We start from the raw sequence: 19870 nt of genomic DNA, 5'->3' as shown, positions 1-19870 counted from the left end.
CCGAGGAGGACGTCATGTCACCTACCTATGCCCGTACGTCGATCGCTGCCGTGATCGCAACCCTCACCTTGGCGGGGTGCTCACTGAGCAACTCCGGCGACGGCGGATCCACCCCCAGCGGCACCGCCTCCAGCAGCGTCAAGAACACCACGGTCACTTTGGTCACGCACGACTCGTGGGTTGCGGACAAGGCGCTGCTGGCGAAGTTCACCGCGCAGACCGGCTACACCGTCAAGGTCATCGCCAGCGGTGACGCCGGTCAGGTTGCCAACAAGCTGGTGTTGACCAAAGGCAACCCAACCGGTGATGTGACCTTCGGGATCGACAACACCTTCGCCACCCGGGTCGTGGATTCCGGTGCGCTGGAGCCGTATTCGCCCAAGGATCTACCCGCCAGTGCACAGCAATTCGCGCTGTCCGGAGAGGCGGGCAAGGATCTGACGCCGATCGACTTCGGCGACGTCTGCGTCAACGTCGACAACGCCTGGTTCACCAAGAAGGGACAGACCCCGCCGGCCAGTTTCGCGGATCTGATCAAGCCGGAGTACAAGAACCAGTTCGTCACCCCGGCCGCGTCCTCCTCCTCGCCCGGCATGGCCTTCCTGCTGGCCACGATCGCGAAGTACGGCACCGACGGTTGGCAGGACTACTGGAAACAGCTGATGGCCAACGGCGCCAAGCTGACCAGCGGCTGGAGCGATGCGTGGAGCGTGGACTACACCGCCGGTGGTGGCAACGGATCGCGGCCGATCGTGCTGTCCTACAACACCTCCCCGGCGGACACGATCAAGGACGGCAAGGCCACCACGTCCGCGCTGCTGGACACCTGCTTCCAGTCGGTGGAGTACGCCGGCGTCCTGGAGCGGGCCAAGAACCCCGACGGGGCGAAGGCATTCATCGACTTCATGCTCGGTGACGACTTCCAGAAGGCGCTGCCCGAAGCGATGTACGTCTTCCCGGTCAACACCTCGATCCCGCTGCCGGCGACCTGGCAGCAGGCGGCGAAGGTGCCCGAGAAGCCGCTGACCGTCGATCCAGCCGAGATCACCAAGAACCGCGACACCTGGTTGCGGCAGTGGCAGGACGTGACTTCGTAGTGCCCCGCGCGCGGGCGGTAGTGGGCTGGGGGGTGCTGGCCGCCGTACCCCTGCTGTTCCTCGTCGTCTTCTTCCTCGTCCCCGTGACCGGCATGATCGGCCGCGGGCTGCGGCCGGATGGTGTCTGGGATCTGGCGGGGGCGTGGGAGGTGCTCACCCGCGCCCGCACCGCGAAGGTCATCGGCTTCACGCTCTTCACGGCGGTGGTGGGCACGGCGATCACCGTCGCACTCGGCGTACCCACCGCCTATTGCCTCTACCGCCTGCGGCTGCCCGGTGCAACACTGCTGCGCGGCCTTCTGGTGATGCCGTTCGTGCTGCCGACCGTGGTCGTCGGTGTCGCCTTCCGGACCCTGCTCGCGCAAAACGGCCCGCTGGGCTGGCTGGGTCTGGACGGCACCCCGACCGCGATCATCGCCGCCCTCGTCTTCTTCAACCTGTCCGTCGTGATCCGGGTGGTGGGTACGGCGTGGGCGGGCCTTGACCCGCGACCCGAGCAGGCCGCGGCATCCCTGGGTGCATCGCCCGGCCAGGTGTTCCGGACGATCACCCTTCCGTCCTTGCGGCCCGCGATCATCTCGGCGACCAGCGTGGTCTTCCTCTTCTGCGCCACGGCGTTCGGTGTCGTCCTGACGCTGGGCGGGGTGCGGTACTCGACCATCGAGACCGAGATCTACCTGCTGACCACGAATTTCCTTGATCTGCAAGGGGCGGCGGTGTTGTCGATCCTGCAGTTCGTGATGGTCCTGGTGCTGCTTGCCCTGGTCGGGCGAGTCCGCCGCACGGGCGCCGCCACCAGCGCCGTGCCCACCCCCACGCGGATACGCCGCAGCGATGCCGGTGCCCTCGTGGCGTTGGCCGCGAGCGTCCTGCTCGTCATCACTCCGCTCGCCACCCTGGTGGCCAGATCGCTACAGGTGCAGGGTAATTGGAGCCTGGACAACTACCGGGGTCTGACGGCCGTGACGGGGGACAATGCGCTTCCCGTGACGGTGTGGCAGGCGTTGTCGACCTCGTGGCGGATCGCCATCGATGCCTCGGTGCTGGCTGTCGGTCTCGGTCTGATCGTCGCGGTCCTGGTCTCCCGCAGGCCGCGGTCGCGATCGGCGCGCCGGATGGTCGGTCTGCTCGACGGTGTCTTCATGCTGCCGCTGGGGATCTCCGCTGTCACAGTGGGTTTCGGGTTCTTGATCACGCTGGACAAACCCCCCTTCGATTTCCGTGACAGTGTCTGGTTGATCCCGGTCGCCCAGGCCATGGTGGCCTTGCCGCTGGTGGTCCGCACTCTCGCACCGGCCCTGCGCACGGTCGACCAGCGTCAGCGTGAAGCGGCGGCTGCGCTCGGCGCCAGTCCGCTGCGGGTCGCACTGACGGTCGATGTGGTCGCCGCGTGGCGGCCGTTTCTTGCGGCGATCGGATTTGCCCTCGCCGTCTCCTTGGGTGAGTTCGGGGCGACCAGTTTCCTGGCCCGGCCGGACGATCCGACGCTGCCGGTCGCGATCTACCAGTTGATCGGACACCCGGGGGCGGCCAACTTCGGGATGGCCCTTGCCGCGTCGGTCGTGTTGGCGGCGGTGACCGGGGCGATCATGGCGGGTGTGGATCGACTGGGCGGGCGGACGACCTTGTGAGCGGCCTTGAAGTCCGTGACGTGAGTGTCGCGTTCGACCAGACCCGGGCACTCGACGACGTCAGCCTCGAGGTCGGCACCGGCCGCATCCTGGCCGTTCTCGGACCTTCCGGCTGCGGCAAATCGACGCTGCTACGGGTGATCGCCGGTCTGCAGCAACCGGATCGCGGCCGCGTGCTCTTCGATGGTCAGGACATCACCCGGGTGCCGACCCATCGGCGCGGCTTCGCATTGATGTTCCAGGACGGACAGCTCTTCGACCACTTGTCAGTCGGCGCTAACGTGGCCTATCCGCAACGACGGCAGGGTGTTTCACGTCGGGATGCCAATGCCCGCGCTGACGAACTCCTTGATGTCGTCGGCCTCGCCGGGTTCGCTCGCCGCTCCCCGCGCACGCTGTCCGGCGGTCAGCAACAACGAGTCGCGCTCGCTCGCGCGCTCGCCGCCGAACCGCGTCTGCTGTTGCTCGACGAACCACTCTCGGCTCTCGACCGTGACCTGCGCGAGCGGCTGGCCGTTGACCTGCGCCAGATCCTCACCGCGACCGGCACCACCGCGCTCTTGGTGACCCACGACCACGGCGAAGCCTTCACGCTCGCCGACGACGCGGTGCTGCTACGTGCGGGGCGGGTCGTGCAGCACGGTGCGGTGGCCGACCTGTGGCGCGATCCCGTCGATGAGGACGCAGCCCGGTTCCTCGGCTACCGGACGGTGCTCACCGGAGAGCCCGCGATCGTCGTACGCCGAGTGCTGGGGGTGGCCGGGGACGGTCCGGTTGCGCTGCGCCGGGGGGCGTTGCGGGTGAGCAGCGGAGCTGGTCAGCTCACCGGGATCGCCGGCCGATCGGCGTACGGCGCGGACGAGGTCACGGTCGAAGTGGACGTGCCCGGACTGGGCGGACTGCCGGTGGCGGCGGACGTTGCACCCCCGCCGGGTGCGAGCGTCGGGATCGACGTGCTGCCAGCACAGGTCGCTTTGCTCACGGTTCACAGGACGGCCACCTAGAATCCACCGGTGGCGATCTCCGAGCAGCGTGACCTCGGAGACGAAGCTGCCCTCGAAACCGGTGTCGCGTCCGGAGTCGATCTGACGACTCTGCGCCGACTGGGCGTTGCCGCCTACCTGGTGGTGCTCGCCGCGTACTGCGTAGTCGTCGGGCTACCCCTCGACCGGGCCGGAATGACGCTGTGGATCGTGGCCGGTCTGTCGGTGCTGTGCATTGGTCGGGGTTGGCGGGCGTGGCGGATGACGCTGCTGGCCTGGTTGCCCTTCGAGGGGGTGCTCCTGGCCTACGACTACAGCTACGGGTTTGCTGGCCGGTTCAACGGTGAACTCGACGTGATGGGCTATCCGATGCAGGGAGCGACCAATGCGCTCGGGATGCCGCTGCACACGACCTTCCCGATCGAGGCCGACCGGTGGCTGCTCGGCGGAACTCTGCCCGGGCAGTGGTTGCAGGAGCACCTGCGGGCGAACGGGCCGATCAGTTGGATCAGCATCCCGGTCACGCTGACCTACCTGTCGCACTTCGTTGTCACCCCGTTGGTGGCGGTGGCGTTGTGGATCTGGGACCGCAGTCGATTCCTGAAGTGGGTGCGGGCGGTCGTGAGTCTGGCCGTCGTCGGGCTGAGCACCTACCTGCTGTTCCCGATGGCGCCACCGTGGTTGGCTGCCCAGCAGGGACTGATCCCGGGGTGGACGGTGCTGCGGGCCAACGGTGACGGCTTCCAGTTCATGGGGTTGCGCATCGCCCAAGAGGTGCTCACCGACGGTCAGGACCGCTCGAACCCGGTCGCGGCGATGCCCTCGTTGCACATGGCGTTTGCCACGCTCACCGTGCTGTTCTTCTGGTCCTCGGTGCGCCGCTCGCTACGTCCGTTGTTGCTGCTCTATCCCGCGATGATGGGTTTCACCCTGCTGTACTCCGGTGAGCACTATCTGATCGACGAGATCGCCGGAGTGCTGGCCGCGCTGGCGGTGACCGCGTTCTGGTGGCGGGTGGATCGCTGGCGCGAGGAGCGCCGGTCAGGCCGGGAAGTGGCGGACGGTCAGCGCTTGCTCAGCACGCCCGAAGGGCCCGGACTCGTCGCTGAGGGTGCTCGAAGTGAGACCGAGGCCGTTGGGGCCGAACGAGACTGAGGTGTCGAGCCCGAGCCAGGACGGTTCCGGTTGGCGGATGAGGTGGATCGTCAGATCGACGTTGGGGAACATCATGTCGGTGGGCCGGACGCGGGTGGCGATCCCGTTGGCCAGGTCGACCAGCGAGATGGCCGCGGCGGTGGGGCTGAACGGCTCATCGGCCACAACGGTGTGCGGGGTGCGGGCCCACACCTGACGGCGTCCGGATCGGCCACCAGGCAGCGCCACGGTTTCGATGGAGGCGAGGAAGCCACCCTTCCATTCCGCCAGTGCGTCGTACGGTTCGCCGTGTTCCGGGCCCGCGGGCATCGCGGGAAGCTCCACCCCGGAGACGCCGGCCACGTCGTCGCTGACCGCCAACCGCCAGGCGCGTGCCCGGATCCGCGGGCGACCCTCGATGAGCACGGTCGCCTCCACCAGTTCGATGGTCCGGCCCGGCCGGATCGTCTCGACGGTGACCGTGGTGGCCGCGAGCGGGATCAGGCCGAGAATCTCGAAACTGATCCGCGACAACTGGACATCTGCGCGGGGTTGGTGCTGGTCGATGGCGTGGGTGATCAGGCCCGCAACCGGTGACATGTGTTGCTCATGGTCGTTCCACGCACCCTGCACGTGCCGGGTGGGCTGGTACGTGTCGGCGCTGACGCGGTCGTAGTAGCTCACGGTCGCGAGGCTACGCGCGGCCACCTTCACCGGCTCGTCGGGAGTCGGTAAATCGACGGTAAGCAGTTCGGCACGGTTTGCTCCGGACAACCTGGGAAAACACTGGGAAAGCTGGCGCGGCAATCATTTTCGCCAGCACAGTGATCGCACCTATCCCTTTCCCCCGAGGAGAGCATCACCATGCGTAAGACCCCCCTGGCCGCCACGCTGTTCGCTCTGGCTACCGCCGGAACGATGAGCGTGGCACTGCCGTCGGCGGACGCCGTCACCACCGCGAAGGCGTCCGTCACCCAGGTCCACTCCTGTTCCACCACTCCGAAGGCCGGCTACGCGTCGTGCTACGCGATCCACCTCACCAATCCCACGACGGGCAAGTCGGTGAACGCTCGCGGCGCCGCGATCACCCCGAACGCGATCTCCGGCAAGACCCCGTCGGACATCCAGAGTGCCTACAAGCTCTCCGGTCTGACGTCGGGTGGGCGCACCGTGGCCATCGTCGACGCCTACGGGTACCCCAACGCGGAGCGCGACCTCGGCGTCTATCGCAAGCAGTTCGGCCTGTCCGCCTGCACCAAGGCCAACGGGTGCTTGACCATCATCAGCCAGACCGGCTCGACCACCTCGCTGCCCGCCACCAACGTGGGCTGGGACCAGGAGCAGGCGCTCGACCTCGACGCGGTCTCCGCCGCGTGCCCGGACTGCAAAATCGTTCTGGTGCAAGCGAAGACGGCGTCGTTCGCCAACCTCGGCACCGCGGTCAACACGGCCGCCAAGCAGTCGGGTGTCGTCGCGATCTCCAACAGCTACGGCGGCGGTGACGCCCAGGACACGACGTACGCCAAGTACTACAAGCACTCCGGTATCGCGGTGACTGCCTCCACCGGTGACGACGGTTACCAGGGCGCCAGCTACCCGGCCTCCTCGCAGTACGTCACGGCCGTGGGTGGCACCTCGTTGAACACCTCCTCGAACGCCCGGGGCTGGACCGAATCAGCCTGGAGTGACGCAGGATCCGGCTGCTCGTCGTACAACACGGCTCCGGCCGGTCAGAGCTCCTCGGTGACCAACTGCTCGGGTCGGGCGATGGCCGATGTGTCCGCGGTCGCCGACCCGAACACCGGCTTGGCGGTCTACGCCCCGACCAGCGCGACCGCATCCAGTTGGTCGCAGTACGGCGGCACTTCGTTGTCATCGCCGATCGTCGCGAGCGTCTACGCACTGTCGGGCAACACCTCCGGCTACGCCAACACCAAGCCCTACGCGGCGACCTCGGGGCTGTTCGACGTGACCTCGGGTTCGAACGGCACCTGCAGCTACTGGTGCACTGCGGGAACCGGCTGGGACGGCCCGACCGGCCTCGGCACCCCGAACGGGGTCAGCGCCTTCTGATCTGACCCGCAACCCTCGTCGGCCCCGCAGCGCGCGCTCATGCTGCGGGGCCGACGGCTGCCCGCGTGTAGATCTGATACCCCCTGGGGGTATTATGAGGACATGGCCGCAGTTGATCAGGACATCCGCCTCGACATCGATGGGATGACGTGCGCTTCGTGCGCGATGCGGATCGAGAAGAAGCTCAACAAGATTGACGGTGTGCAGGCCAGCGTCAACTACGCGTTGGGTACGGCGAGTGTGCACGCCCCAGCGCAGGTGCCCCTCGAGCAGTTGGTCCAGACCGTCGAGGCCGCTGGTTACGGTGCTTCGCTCCCGCGCCCGGCCTCCGCGCCGGTCGACGAGACGCACGACCTGCGCCGACGGCTGATCATCACCTGGGTCCTGGCGGCGCCGGTGATCGTGGTCTCGATGATCCCGGCCTGGCAGTTCCCGGGCTGGCAGTGGGTCGCGCTGGCTCTCACGGTGCCGGTTGTGCTCTGGGGCGGCTGGGGATTCCATCGGGCCGCCTGGAAGAACTTGCGCCACCGCACCGCCACGATGGACACGCTGGTCTCCGTCGGCACCCTGGCTGCCCTGGCGTGGTCCCTCTACGCGATGATCTTCGGCCACGCCGGCATGATCGGGATGCACCACCACTTCTCGGTGATCGTCGAGCCCCACGAGGCGGCTGACTCGATCTACCTGGAAGCGGCCGCCGGGGTCACGGCGTTCCTGCTGCTCGGGCGCTATCTGGAAGCCCGCTCCAAGCGCGCGGCCGGTGCCGCCGTGCAGGGCCTCCTGCAACTCACAGCTGACGAGGTCCTGATCGAGCGTGACGGGTCGTCGCAGACGATCCCGTTGTCGCAGTTGGTGGTGGGCGATGTGTTCCGCGTGCGACCGGGGGACCGGGTCGCCACCGACGGAGTGATCCTCGACGGCCGTGCCGGCATCGATGCATCCGCCGTGACCGGCGAGAGCGTGCCGGTCGAGGTCGGAACGGGCGACCGTGTCATCGGTGGCACCCTCGCGGCCGGTGGCAGTCTGCGCGTGCGCGCCACCGCGGTCGGCGCAGACACCGAGTTGTCCCGGATCGCGGCGCTGGTCGAGCAGGCGCAGACCGGCAAGGCCTCGGTCCAGCGGTTGGCGGACAAGGTCGCGGGCATTTTCGTGCCGGTGATCCTGGTGTTGGCGCTCGCGACCCTGCTGGGTTGGTGGCTGCTCGGCGGGGACCTGACGCGCGGCTTCACCGCCGCCGTCGCCGTACTCGTCATCGCCTGCCCCTGTGCCCTGGGCCTGGCGACGCCCGTGGCCCTCCTGGTCGGCACGGGACGCGGCGCTCAACTGGGCATTCTGATCCGTGGCCCGCAGGCGCTGGAGCGGGCCGATGCGATCGGGACGGTCGTGCTGGACAAAACCGGCACCCTGACCGACGGCCGGATGAGTCTGGTCGAGGTCTGGGCCGCCGATGGCGACGAGCAGCACGTACGCCGTGTGGCCGCCTCCCTCGAGCAGGGCTCGGCCCATCCGATTGCGACCGCCATCTGCGGCGGCGTCACCGATCCGCTCCCGGTGCGTGACTTTCACAGCTACGACGGCGCCGGCGTCGGCGGGGTCGTCGATGGGCGCCCGGCGCTGCTCGGTCGGGTGGGGTGGCTGCGGCAGCGCGGGATCGACGTACCTGCGACTGTCGCGGACCGGGTCGATGCGCAGGCCGGGTTGGGCCGCACGGCTGTGGTGCTCGCCGTTGGCGGTCAGGTGTGCGGGGTGCTCAGCGTGGCCGACCAGATCCGGGCCACCTCGGCTACAGCGATCCGTGGATTCAAGGCCCTCGGGCTGCACCCGGTCATGATGACCGGCGACCACCAAGGAGTGGCCGACGCCGTCGCGCTGCAGCTGGGGATCGACGAGGTCTACGCCGGGGTCTTGCCACAGGAGAAAGCGGCGCACGTCGCGGCGCTGCAACGAGGCGGCCAGCAGGTCGCGATGGTTGGTGACGGGGTCAACGACGCCGCCGCGCTGGCTACGGCCGACCTGGGCATCGCGATGGGTTCGGGAGCGGACGTCGCCAGTGATGCCGCCGACCTCACGCTGCTGCGGACCGATCCGGTGGTCGCAGTGGATGCCGTGCGGTTGTCCCGGGCAACCTTGCGGATCATCCGACAGAACATCGCGTGGGCCTTCGCCTACAACCTGGCGGCGGTGCCCCTGGCCATGTCGGGGCGGTTGGGGCCGATGGTCGCCGGTTTTGCGATGGCCGCGTCGTCGGTCCTGGTCGTTGTGAACTCACTACGCCTCAGGAGTTTCCGCTGATGAGAGACTGTCTGCGGGCTGTGTAGCGAGTATCACGTGGATGGACATCGTTCATCGCACTGTGCGACGCTCGCCCGGGCGGGGCATCTGATGGGGGTCGCGCGATGCTGGTTGCAATCGAGGGAAAGTAGCGCAATGGCGGCGATTCGACGGTTCGAGCACGCGGTCGCGGTGCGGGTGGTGGCCGCGATGGCACTGGTGGTGGCCCTGGTCGCGACCATGAGCCTGGCCACCGCTGCGCAGGTGGCTGCGGCCGACCCGACCGCGACGATGCAGATGGCCAAGACCGCCCAGGTCGACGGCGAACTCACGCCGGGCACCGAATTCCTCTACACCATCACCGTCGCGTGTTCCTCGGTCGCCGTGGGCGGCTGTGAGAACTACGTCCTGACCGACCCGTTGCCGCAGTGGATCGAACCCGCCGGCGATGTCACCGTCGACAACCAGCCGTCCACCGTGACCGTCAGCCCGGACAACGTCGTGCGCGTCGACGTCAACCAGGCCCTCGGCGGCGGCAAAACGGGCCTGAAGTCGGGCGACACCCTCACCGTCACGATCCCGGTGCGGCTGTCTGCTGACGCCCCGGCGAGCGTCAACGGCAAGACGATCACCAACACCGCCACCTCGACCGCGGACAACGCGACCCAGCAGTCCGATTCGGCGGACGTGACGCCGGTCGTGACTACCGAGATCGACGCCACCACGACGAAGTCGATCGAACCGTCGGGTGCCTCAGCCAAACCCGGGACGACGGCAGACGTCACGCTGACCGGTAGGAACCATTCGAACGTTCCGGTCCACGAAATGGTCGTGCAGGATCCGGTCAACCCGGTGGCCGCTCCGAACCCGTTCACCTACCTCGGGGTCACCGCTCCGCTTGGTGAGGTCACGATGCCCGCGGGCGCTGACCAGGTCGTGGTGTGGGCCTATGTCAACGGCGACTGGGTCGAAGGCGCCCCGGGTCCGCCGGCGGCGCTGCCGGCAGGAGTCGACCCCCGCGAGGTCACCGGCCTGCGGTACGTCTTCACCGACACCACCGGAGACGGCATCGCACCGGGCGCCACCGCCACCATCCCGTTCACCGTCGAACAACGCGACAACGTCACCACCCTGGACGGCCCGGTCACCGTCACGAACGACGCGCAGACCACGGTCACCACGCAGGACGGCCAGACCAAGACCTCCGATCCTGCGGACGACAGCTACGTGATCACCCCGCCGCAGCTGAGCGCCGACGTCACCAAGACCTTTACGCCAGCCACCGTGCACGCCGGGGACCCGAGCACCGTCACGATCGGTGCCACCAACTCCTCGAACGTCCCCGTTGACTCGCTCACCATCAAAGAGCCGTCCGGCGCCACGAACCCGTTCGAGGGTGACAATCCGCTCACCTTCACGGGTTTCACCGATGGTGTCGCCTGGCCCAGCGGAGCCACCCAGGCGGCGATCACCTACACCGGTCCGGGGTGCTCGGGTCAGCCGTTGACCACCACCGAACCGAACACCCTGCCCGATCCGCCTGCCGGGTGTACGCCGACCGGTTTCACGGTGACCTTCACCGGCACGATCGAGGCGGGCGCGGAGGCAACCCTGCCGTTTACCGTCGACACCGACTCCGAACAGAGCGTGGACTCGCTGACCCACGGCAACCAGGTGAGTGCCCAGACCGGCCTGGACGGGGCCACGAGCGACCCGGCCACCGCTGACGCCACGCTGGTCACGCTGGCCGACCGCATCGCGACATCGACCACGAAGCGGATCACTCCCAACCAGATCCCGGCCGTGCCCGGCCAGGACGTCACGACCGGTTTGACCGGCACCATCAAGGCCTTCCCGGACTCCACCGTCGATGCCCGGAAGGTCGTGGTCCAGGATCCCGAAGATCCGACGGCGAGCCCGAACTTCTTCGACACGTTCCGACCCACCTCGGTGGACAGCACGGAGATCAACGAGTGCGCGCAGTTGACCGTGAATTACTGGAACGGCACGGCGTGGCTGCCCGTGCCCGGCATGGTCGCGCTGCAGGGTCCCCAGCGGTTCTCCGGCAAGCTGCCCGCGGACATCGACGCGCACGGCCTGCAGTTCGTGTACACGCCCGCTGCGGGCTGCACGGGTTTCCCGCCCGGCACCTCCTTCTCACCCAACTTCACCTCGAAGGTGCGCCCCGAGGTACCCAACCAGGACGCCACGATCAGCAACTGCGCCGGCACGGATGGCAGCGCCCCGACGGTCAGCACGCCCGCCCACTCCCAGGGCTGCGCCGAAGTGGACCTGAAGCACGTCGAGCCGGGCGAAGCCGACCTGCTGACGAAGAACTGGGACGACCCGGCGAACGTGGCCGAGCGTTCCGGCGATGAGCGCGGTGCGACGCTGCACTGGTCGACCGGTGGCTTCTCCGACTTCGAGAAAGTCGTCATCAGCGATGTGCCGAACCCCTCGGCACCGATCCAGGATTCGGTCTTCGACTCCTTCGACCTGGTCCGCATCGACCCGATCTCGGCGTCGGACGACCCGCTGTTGAAGTACGACCAAGTCGCCGGCGTCGAGTTGTACATCAACGGGCAATGGGTCGAGGCGTCCGCAGATCCCTGCCCCGCCGCCTGTGACGGGACCTTCCCGGGGTACACCCTGACGGCCGCGGAACGCGCTGACGCCACCGCCTTCCGGCTGACCTACGTGGAGTCCGACACCAACCGCACCGGCGCCGTCGGCACCCCGGCCGTCGGGTCGGGTGTCGCTCGATCCAGTGGTGACAACCGCACGATCCACCCGGTCTTCGCGGTACGCGACGTCACCCGGCACACGCCCGCAGTTCCGGTGCTGTCCACGACCGACTTGAACACCAACCAGGCCGGTCTTGTCAGCAACACCGCGGGAGCCGACGCCTACTTCCCCGGCGACACCACCCCGTCGTACTCCGACCGGGCCAGTGACGACATCACCATCGTTCCGGCCAACCTCCAGGTGGATCTGACCAAGACCTGGGATGGCGGTCCGCTGGGTGTGCCCGCTGCAGGAACGGCGGCTGAGAAGTACCCGTCCGGAGTGGTCACCCTCGAAGCGACCAACAAGTCGTTGTCGCGGCTGGACACCCTGACCATCAGCGAGCCCACCGGCACGTCCAACCCGTTCGACACCTTCGACCTGACCGGCTTCGAGACGATCACCGAACCCGCTGACATCGGCGCCTCGGACGTGACGATCTCCGTGCACTATGCGGACGGTGCACCGGACCGCACGTTCACGCGGCAGGAGGCCCTGGACGCATCGCCCAGCGATTTCGAGGGCGCGATCGGTTTCGACATCGTCTACACCGGCCGGATCAATTCCGCCACCGACCAGATCCGCGGTGCCCACAACACGGCAACCGTGGCGTTCGACACGCGGCTGCGCCCGACGCATCGGGCCGACGGATCACCCGTCACGGCGCCCGCCACCATCACCAATGAGGCCACCACCACGGGCAAGGACCTGGTCGACTTCCCTGACGACACGAAGACCGCCTCGGACAAGGACAGCGCCGCCATCGCCCTGGTCCCCGGTTCCTTGACCGTCCAGGCCGGTAAGACCATCAATCCGGCCAGCCAGGTGGAGGGCGACAACTCACCCGTCGCCGTGACTCTCAGCGGCCAGCCCAAAGGCCCGGCGCGAACCGTGAAGATGGTCGTCCAGGACGACGCACCGACGTTCTGGAACCAGTACGACTTCACCGGTTTCTCAGCCTTCTCCTTCACCAACCCGATCAACCAGGTCCGGGTCGATGCGCTGACCGGCGGCACCTGGAGTGTCGTGGACGGTCAACCCGTCCTGACCGGCGCGACCTGGAAGATCGGCGACCCGGGCAGCACCCTGGCGCTGCCCGCGGGCGTGACACCGGCGCAGGTCCAAGGACTGCGGTTCACCTTCACGCGCGCCGACGGTAAGAACTGGGAAAACCCGGCAACGCCCAAGCAGAACGTCACGTTCCAGGTGACCCGGCGCGCCACGCTGCAGACCGGCGGCCCGGTCCTCACCGACGAGAAGGGCAACACGCCCGCACCGGGTGAGACGCAAGCCGGCCGGGCCAGTGACCAGGTCGACGTACTGGCCACCAGTTCGGCACTGGACGGCGACGGGGTTCCGATCGCGGCGCAGGACGACGCCGCGGCGCACATCGACTACCTGCACCTGAACAACGCGGTGCAAATCACCAAGAACCCCAAGGGCAACACCTACCAACCCGGCATTCCGTTCACCTACACCGTGACGGTCAAGAACACCGGCAAGGCACCGATCCAGAACCCCGTGATCATCGACGCCATGCCGACCGACGCCGAGGGCGCCCAGTTGGTCTTCAACCCGGACGTCGCAGAGGGTGATCGGTACACCTACACGCTGGCGCCGCCGTCGACCGCGGACACCGCGATGCCGATCGAGTCGACCGACGTGTCGGTGGCTCAGGTGTCCGATGGCCAAGGGGCGCCGACATCGCTGACCTTCACGTTCCCGCAGGGCTCGATCCTGCAGCCGGGCGAGACCTACACCATCGCGTTCTCGGTGACCACGCGACCAGGGTTGGCCGCCAAGACCACGTTCACCAACAAGGTCGGCATCACCGCGGACCGACCGTGGGACACCTGCTCCGGCACCCTGGATCCCACCACCGGCGCCTGCACCACGACGGCCGCCAACACCATCGGCGAGGGAGCGGCGATCGGGGTGTCCAAGCGGGTCAAGGCCGAGGACTCAGACACCCTCGGGGTGATCACCGACCCGGCGTTGACGAAGGTGACGCACCGGGTTTGTCTGCCCGACGCCGATGGGTTCTACGGCACGCCGTGTGTCCCGATCACCAAGCCGGGCGGCCAGATCACCTGGCGCGCGAAGTACGTGAACACCGGCAACGAATCGCAGGACCGCATGGTCGCGATCGACCGGTTGCCCAAGCCGGGTGACACCGGTTCGACCAACAGCCTCGCCCGCGGCTCGCAGTGGCGACCGATCCCGGCCGGGCGGCCGTCGCTGGTCAGCGGTAACTCGACGGAGTTGACCGTCTACTACACGACCTCTGACAACCTGTGCCTCGATGACCTGACGCAGGTCAAGCCGGACGCCTGCCCGGCGGGGGCGTGGACACCGTGGGCGGAGGGAACGACCCTGCCGGACGATGTCCTGCAGTCCATCACCGCCTTCCAGTTCATCTACACCCCGAGCAAGTCGTTCATCGGGCCGTTGAGCGGGTTCAGTGTCGACATTCCGCAGACGGCGCCCGCCTTGTCGCCGACCGCTGGTGCGGACACCATCGCGTTCAACACCACGGGAGCCCGAGCCGAGGCAGTGCGCGCCAACGGCACCGTCCACACCACGCTGACCACTGAACCGGCGCGGGTCGGGGTGTCGCTTGCGACCGGACCCGTGCAGGTCGAGAAGGTGGTCACCGGCGCCGCTGCCCAGTACGCGCCGGACTCCTTCACCGCCACGCTGCACTGCACGTCGGTCGGTGTGGACGTCGATCTCGGCGACAAGGCGACGTTGACCTTGAAGCCGAACACTCCGGTGACGGTCAAGGATCTGCCCTACAACGCCGACTGCTGGGTCACCGAGTCGGGCGACGGCGGCCAGACCAGTTCGAGTTCGACGCACGTGACGATCACTCGCGACGAGCAGAACGTGCCCATCATCACGCTGACCAACGTCTACGACGAAGCCTCCCTCGTGGTCAGCAAGCACGTGACGACGACGGCCACGGATCAGGACGGCTCGCCCATCACCTATGGCCCGTTCCAGATCGCGGTCGAGTGCACCTTCCTCGGTCAGCCGGTCTACGCCAAGGGTTACTCGGCCGACGAGCCGATGCAGGTCACGCTGGACGACGGTCAATCGCACACCTTCACGGGATTGCCGGCAGGATCGACCTGCACCGTGACCGAGTCCGATTACACCGGGGCGAGCGTCAGCTACCAGACGACGACCGGGGACGACACCTCAGCCACCGGCACCGGCACGCTGGCGCCGGACGGATCGGACGGGTCTGCCCAGAACACGACTGAGGTCACCAACACCTTCGACAGCGGCTCGCTGCTGCTCACCAAGAAGGTCGAGGGCGACGCAGCGTCGACGTACGGTGCAGGTCCGTTCACGTTCCACCTGGTCTGCACCCTTGACGATCACGCCGGCGGTGCCGAACAGCCGCGGACGGTGTACGAAACCGACCTCACCCTGGGCGGTGACGAACCGTTGCAGACGTCGGTCGAGCACATCGCCACCGGTGCCCAATGCACGGTCACCGAGACCGACGCCGCAGGGGCGACCAGTTCCAGCCTGGATCCCGAGGACGGCACGGTCACCATCGGTGGCTCGCAGGCCGAGGTCGCCGCTGTGACCGCGACCAACACCTTCGAGGCGGGCTCACTGGCCGTCACGAAGACGGTCGAGGGAGCTGCGAAGGACTACGCCGCCGCATCCTTCCCGGCCGAGGTCACGTGCACCGCGGACGGCAAGACACTGCCGGGCTTCCCGCGGCAGATCACGATCACCCCGGGTGAGACGACCACGGTCGACACCCTGGTCGGTGCCTCGTGTGTCGTGCGGGAGACCAACCAGCACGGCGCGACCGGGGTGACCTACGACCCGGCCGATCCGGAGAATCCGGACCAGAGCAAGCCGGTGGTCATCGGGCCCGCCGATCAGGACCCCGTCCAGGTGGGCATCGTCAACGAGTACCGCGCCGGTGGTCTGCAGATCCTCAAGCAGGTCGAAGGCCCAGGCTCTCCGGAGGCGTCGGTCGGACCGTTCGTCTTCTCGGTTGTCTGCACCTTCGACGGCGCGCAGGTCTACGACCACGAGGTCACGCTGACCGGTGACGGCACCAGCGCGGAGCTGAAGTCCGAGGTGCTCAGCCCGTTGCCGGTCGGCGCCCAGTGTGTGGTGCGCGAGACCGACAACGGCGGTGCGGATACCACCCCGGCGCCGGTCACGGTCACGATTCCCGACGTGGACGACGCGGGTGTGGCCCAGGTCGTCACGGCCGGCTTCATCAACGAGTTCTCCGCCGGGACGATTGCCCTGGCCAAAGAACTGGCCGGCGACAACGCGCAGAGCGCTCGCGACAAGGTCTTCACCGTGCAACTCACCTGTCAGATCGAGACGCCGAGTGGTGATCGGGTGACGCTCTTCTCCGACGCGGTTGCGATCAAGGGCGGTCAGGTGCTGACTCCGACCGATGCGGACGGCAACGAGTTGAAGCTGCCCCGCGGCACCCACTGCTTCGCGCAGGAGACCGACGCCGGGGGAGCGACCTCTACCGAGGTCAGCAACGGCTCGTACGAGGACGCGGTCGTGGTCGGCACCTCCGATGAGATGCAGCAGCTGACCATCACGGTGACAAACACCTTCACCAAACCCCCGGTACCGCCGACGCCGCCTCCGACGACGACGCCCACAACGCCGCCGACGACGACGCCACCCACCACCGCGCCGACGGCTCCGCCCTCCTCGACGACGCCCCCGGCGCCGACGACGACGCCGACCGGCACCCCGCCGCCGTCGGTCTCCACCGGTGGCCACGTCGGGTCGACCGGCAACCCCTGGGCTCTAGGGGTGGCTGGCATCGCTCTACTGTTCGCTGCCGGAGCCACCACGATGCTGGTGTCGCGCCGTCGCAAGGAGCAGTGAGCCCGCGGCAGGGCGCCGCACGACGGCGGGGCAGGGCGGTCACTTTCGCTCTGGTCGCCGTCGTGATCGGCGCCCTTGCCGTTGGCGGGTTCAGCCTTCGGCAGTACGTCGCGGGACCCGACCCGACGCCTGGCGCGCTCACCGACATGAACGGTTCGGTCGTCGTACCGGATGATCCGCCGGACGTGCAGGGGGCGCAGGTGCGTCCCACCGGAGAACGGTTCCGAGCGCCGGACCAGGGGCTCGACGTACCGCTGGAGTCGATGGAGGTCACGGCGGGGGTGATCAATCCCCCGTCATTCACCGCCGCGTTCCTGATCCGGCAATACGGACAGCCTCGCGACCCCGCGTCGGGGCTGAGCGTGGTGACCATGCACGCGGTGTACGGCGGGCGCAGCCCGGGCAACTACCTGTTCTCGATGGCGCCCGATGACTCGCACGCGGTGATCCGGGCCGGGGATCCGGTGATCGTCGAAGGGGTGGCCTACACCGTGAGCTCGACGATGGTCATCGACAAGGTCGCGGCCACCGAATCGCAGCGGATGTGGAGCCGGTGGCAGGAGCGGGGCAACGAGTTGATGATCATCACGTGTCTGCAGCGCGCCGGACAGGGCAGTCTGCACGCGGTAGACAACCTGGTGGTGTTCGCCCAGCGCGACGCCGCCAGAGCTGGGACTGCCAAACGTTGATTAAGGTGCCGCGCAGCGCACTACGAGTGCCGGTGGTGACGGGCGGCGCGGCCCACGATCAGCAGCGCGAGACCGACGGCGAACACGCAGGCGTACACCGCGAGCCCGGCGAACAGCAACGGACGCAGACGCTCCGCGACGTCCGCGGGGATGCCGGGGAAGATCGACACGACACCCAGGACGACCCCAGCGGGCACCAGCACCATCAACAGAGATAGGCAGGCTGCGGTGATCGTCGCCCCGAGTTCCAGGGCGGCGTTCGCCGTACGCGCCGGATGGCTCACCACGCGGGTCATAGCGGCAGTTTGGCAGTCGGCGTGACGACAATCCCAGGACGTGCCTAGACCAAAAGGTGTAGATCTGTCACCCCTTTACCAAGTGTTTGCCAGTAGTCCACCGCAGCGGCCGCTGGCGGCAGATACGTAGACTGTCGATCTTGTGAGGATGCGTGGCGCGCTGGCCGATACCCGACCGTTGGCCGTACCCGCCTATCGCCGTCTGTGGCTCGCGAACATCGTCACGGTCATTGGTGCGCAACTCACGGTCGTGGCGGTACCCGCCCAGATCTACGCGATCACCGGTAGCTCGTTCTACGTCGGACTGACCGGCGTCTTCGGGTTGGTTCCGTTGATCATCTTCGGGTTGTACGGCGGCGCGCTGGCCGACGTCATGGACCGGCGCCAACTGCTGATGATCACGACGGTCGGCCTCATCGTGATGAGTGCGCTGTTTTGGGCGCAGGCCGAGTTGGGTTGGTCGAACGTCTGGCTGATCCTGCTGATCTTCGCAGCGCAGCAGGCGTTCTTCGCGGTCAACCAGCCGACCCGCAGCGCTCTGCTGCCACGGATCATCCCCGCGGACCTCCTGCCGGCCGCGAACTCGCTGAACATGACGGTGATGCAAGCGGGGGCGATCGCCGGTCCGCTCGTCGGCGGCGCGTTGATCCCCGTGCTGGGCTACGCGGCGCTGTATCTACTGGACACGCTGTGCCTGTTCGCCACGCTGTGGGCGGTCTTCAAACTGCCGCCGTTGCCACCGCTGGAGAAGGTCGGCCGTGCGGGGCTGCGGTCGGTGCTAGAGGGCTTTGCCTACCTCCGTGGCCACACGGTGCTGCTGATGTCGTTCGTCGTCGACATCATCGCCATGGTGTTCGGGATGCCGCGGGCGCTGTTCCCGCAGATTGCGCACGAGAGCTTCGGCGGACCCATCGACGGCGGACTGGCCTTCGCGCTGTTGTTCGCCGCGATCCCACTGGGCGCGGTGGTCGGTGGCGTCTTCTCCGGTTGGGTGTCGCGGGTGTCGCGACAGGGCGTGGCCGTGGTGGTAGCGATCATCGTGTGGGGTCTGGCCATGACGGTCTTCGGACTGGCCGTCTGGCGGGCCTCGGGCAGCATCGGCGTCGCGTTCTGGGTCGCCTTCGTCGCGCTCGCGATCGGCGGCGCCGCCGACATGGCCTCGGCCGCCTTCCGCTCCACGATGCTGCAGCAGGCGGCAGCCGACGACGTGCGTGGCCGGTTGCAGGGCGTCTTCATCGTGGTGGTTGCCGGCGGCCCGCGGATCGCCGATGTGGTGCACGGTGGTGCGGCGGCCGTGGTCGGCACAGCGGCCGCTGCGACCGGTGGTGGGGTCCTCGTCGTGGTGCTGGTCGTCGCGGTGACCCTCGCAGTGCCGGCGTTCGTGCGCTACCGGGTCGCTCCGGCGCCGGCCATCTGAGCTGGCTGCACCGTTTTCACCATCACGCAGTTCTTCAGGCCCTTGGGCCGGTCGTAGGTGAAGCCGAGCCGCTCGTACATCCGCCGCGTGCCGTTGTAGAGGAACGAAGCGGACAGCTTCTTGGTCTGGTTGCTCAGATCGTGCGGGTAGCTCTCGACCCGTCCGCCGCCCGCCTGCGCGATCAGGTCGAGGGCGCCGGTGATCGCCAGTTCGCTGATGCCCTGTCGCCGGTACCGCTTGTCAACGAAGACGCAGGTGATCCGGTAATCGGGGTCCTGGGTCTTGGTGGCGTCGTACTGCTTCTTGTGGTGCAGGGTGGGCAACTCGACCGGGGTACCGAACTCGGCCCAGGCGATGGCTTCCTCGCCGTCCATCACCAGCGCCGCGTGGGCGGCGCCCTGCTCCACGTAGGACTTCTTCAGCGCCCGATTCGCGTCGGCACCCTGCCCTCGCTCGGGACCGTCGGGGTGGAACCAGATACACCAGCAGCCGCCGAAGATGCCGTTGTGCCGCTGGACCAGGGCGTCGAACGCCGGCCACGTCTGCGGACTCAGAGCGGCAATGGCGTACGACGGGTCACCGGCCATGCTCCAGGGTAGCCAGCG

General features: G+C 67.9%; 12 protein-coding genes. 9 read left to right on the top strand and 3 right to left on the bottom strand.

Features of this window, described 5'->3' with window-relative positions; translation table 11 throughout:
* Positions 1-14 precede the first annotated feature (14 nt).
* From DR843_RS14715 to DR843_RS14700, 4 genes are read left to right on the top strand one after another with little or no spacing between them, the layout of a single operon-like run.
* Positions 15-1097, top strand: coding sequence for a thiamine ABC transporter substrate-binding protein (locus DR843_RS14715; RefSeq protein WP_109689021.1), 1083 nt, complete (start codon positions 15-17; stop codon positions 1095-1097).
* The gene (locus DR843_RS14710; RefSeq protein WP_245934142.1) at positions 1097-2728 is read left to right on the top strand and encodes an ABC transporter permease; all 1632 of its coding nucleotides are present in this window, start codon (positions 1097-1099) and stop codon (positions 2726-2728) included. The genes DR843_RS14715 and DR843_RS14710 overlap by 1 nt, the downstream gene beginning before the upstream one ends.
* Positions 2725-3732, top strand: a complete 1008-nt coding sequence (locus DR843_RS14705) for an ABC transporter ATP-binding protein (RefSeq protein WP_109686989.1) — start codon at positions 2725-2727, stop codon at positions 3730-3732. The genes DR843_RS14710 and DR843_RS14705 overlap by 4 nt, the downstream gene beginning before the upstream one ends.
* A 9-nt stretch (positions 3733-3741) precedes the next feature.
* Positions 3742-4866, top strand: a complete 1125-nt coding sequence (locus tag DR843_RS14700) for a phosphatase PAP2 family protein (RefSeq protein WP_109686987.1) — start codon at positions 3742-3744, stop codon at positions 4864-4866.
* Here DR843_RS14700 and DR843_RS14695 read toward each other — a convergent pair.
* A complete protein-coding gene (locus DR843_RS14695; RefSeq protein WP_245934141.1) occupies positions 4753-5529 on the bottom strand; it encodes a thioesterase family protein in 777 nt (258 codons plus the stop codon). The two genes, DR843_RS14700 and DR843_RS14695, sit on opposite strands and share 114 nt — an antisense overlap.
* Positions 5530-5709: 180 nt before the next feature.
* On the opposite strand from DR843_RS14695, the gene DR843_RS14690 reads away from it, so the two are divergent.
* From DR843_RS14690 to DR843_RS14670, 4 genes are all read left to right on the top strand, one after another.
* A complete protein-coding gene (locus DR843_RS14690) occupies positions 5710-6918 on the top strand; it encodes a S53 family peptidase (protein ID WP_211310256.1) in 1209 nt (402 codons plus the stop codon).
* 102 nt (positions 6919-7020) lie between these two features.
* A complete protein-coding gene (locus tag DR843_RS14685) occupies positions 7021-9210 on the top strand; it encodes a heavy metal translocating P-type ATPase (RefSeq protein WP_109686985.1) in 2190 nt (729 codons plus the stop codon).
* Between the two features lie 135 nt (positions 9211-9345).
* Positions 9346-16863: a DUF5979 domain-containing protein gene (locus tag DR843_RS14675; protein WP_146202591.1), complete on the top strand. Its 7518-nt coding sequence runs from the start codon at positions 9346-9348 to the stop codon at positions 16861-16863.
* Positions 16860-17552 carry a class F sortase gene (locus DR843_RS14670; RefSeq protein WP_109686980.1) on the top strand — a complete coding sequence of 231 codons (693 nt, stop codon included), beginning with the start codon at positions 16860-16862 and terminating at the stop codon, positions 17550-17552. The genes DR843_RS14675 and DR843_RS14670 overlap by 4 nt, the downstream gene beginning before the upstream one ends.
* A 20-nt stretch (positions 17553-17572) precedes the next feature.
* Here DR843_RS14670 and DR843_RS14665 read toward each other — a convergent pair whose 3' ends face one another.
* Positions 17573-17848, bottom strand: coding sequence for a hypothetical protein (locus tag DR843_RS14665; protein ID WP_109686978.1), 276 nt, complete (start codon positions 17846-17848; stop codon positions 17573-17575).
* Between the two features lie 148 nt (positions 17849-17996).
* Between DR843_RS14665 and DR843_RS14660 the strand changes: the two genes are divergently transcribed.
* Entirely contained in the window at positions 17997-19265 is a 1269-nt protein-coding gene (locus DR843_RS14660) for an MFS transporter (RefSeq protein WP_109686976.1), read from the top strand.
* On the opposite strand, the gene DR843_RS14655 is transcribed toward DR843_RS14660, so the two are convergent.
* On the bottom strand, positions 19235-19852 hold the full coding sequence (locus DR843_RS14655; protein ID WP_109686974.1) for a GNAT family protein: 618 nt from the start codon (positions 19850-19852) through the stop codon (positions 19235-19237). The genes DR843_RS14660 and DR843_RS14655 overlap by 31 nt on opposite strands.
* Between the last annotated feature and the right edge of the window lie 18 nt (positions 19853-19870).

Source organism: Branchiibius hedensis (genome assembly GCF_900108585.1).
GTDB classification, from domain to species: Bacteria; Actinomycetota; Actinomycetes; order Actinomycetales; family Dermatophilaceae; genus Branchiibius; species Branchiibius hedensis.
Note: the sequence above shows the minus strand (reverse complement) of the source record. Positions and strands in the feature narration are given on the sequence as shown.

Coding starts and splice junctions, on each gene's coding strand:
- DR843_RS14690 (WP_211310256.1), top strand. CDS start 5,710: ATGCGTAAGACCCCCCTGGCCGCCACGCTGTTCGCTCTGGCTACCGCC.
- DR843_RS14660 (WP_109686976.1), top strand. CDS start 17,997: ATGCGTGGCGCGCTGGCCGATACCCGACCGTTGGCCGTACCCGCCTAT.
- DR843_RS14685 (WP_109686985.1), top strand. CDS start 7,021: ATGGCCGCAGTTGATCAGGACATCCGCCTCGACATCGATGGGATGACG.
- DR843_RS14715 (WP_109689021.1), top strand. CDS start 15: ATGTCACCTACCTATGCCCGTACGTCGATCGCTGCCGTGATCGCAACC.
- DR843_RS14665 (WP_109686978.1), bottom strand. CDS start 17,848: ATGACCCGCGTGGTGAGCCATCCGGCGCGTACGGCGAACGCCGCCCTG.
- DR843_RS14675 (WP_146202591.1), top strand. CDS start 9,346: ATGGCGGCGATTCGACGGTTCGAGCACGCGGTCGCGGTGCGGGTGGTG.
- DR843_RS14655 (WP_109686974.1), bottom strand. CDS start 19,852: ATGGCCGGTGACCCGTCGTACGCCATTGCCGCTCTGAGTCCGCAGACG.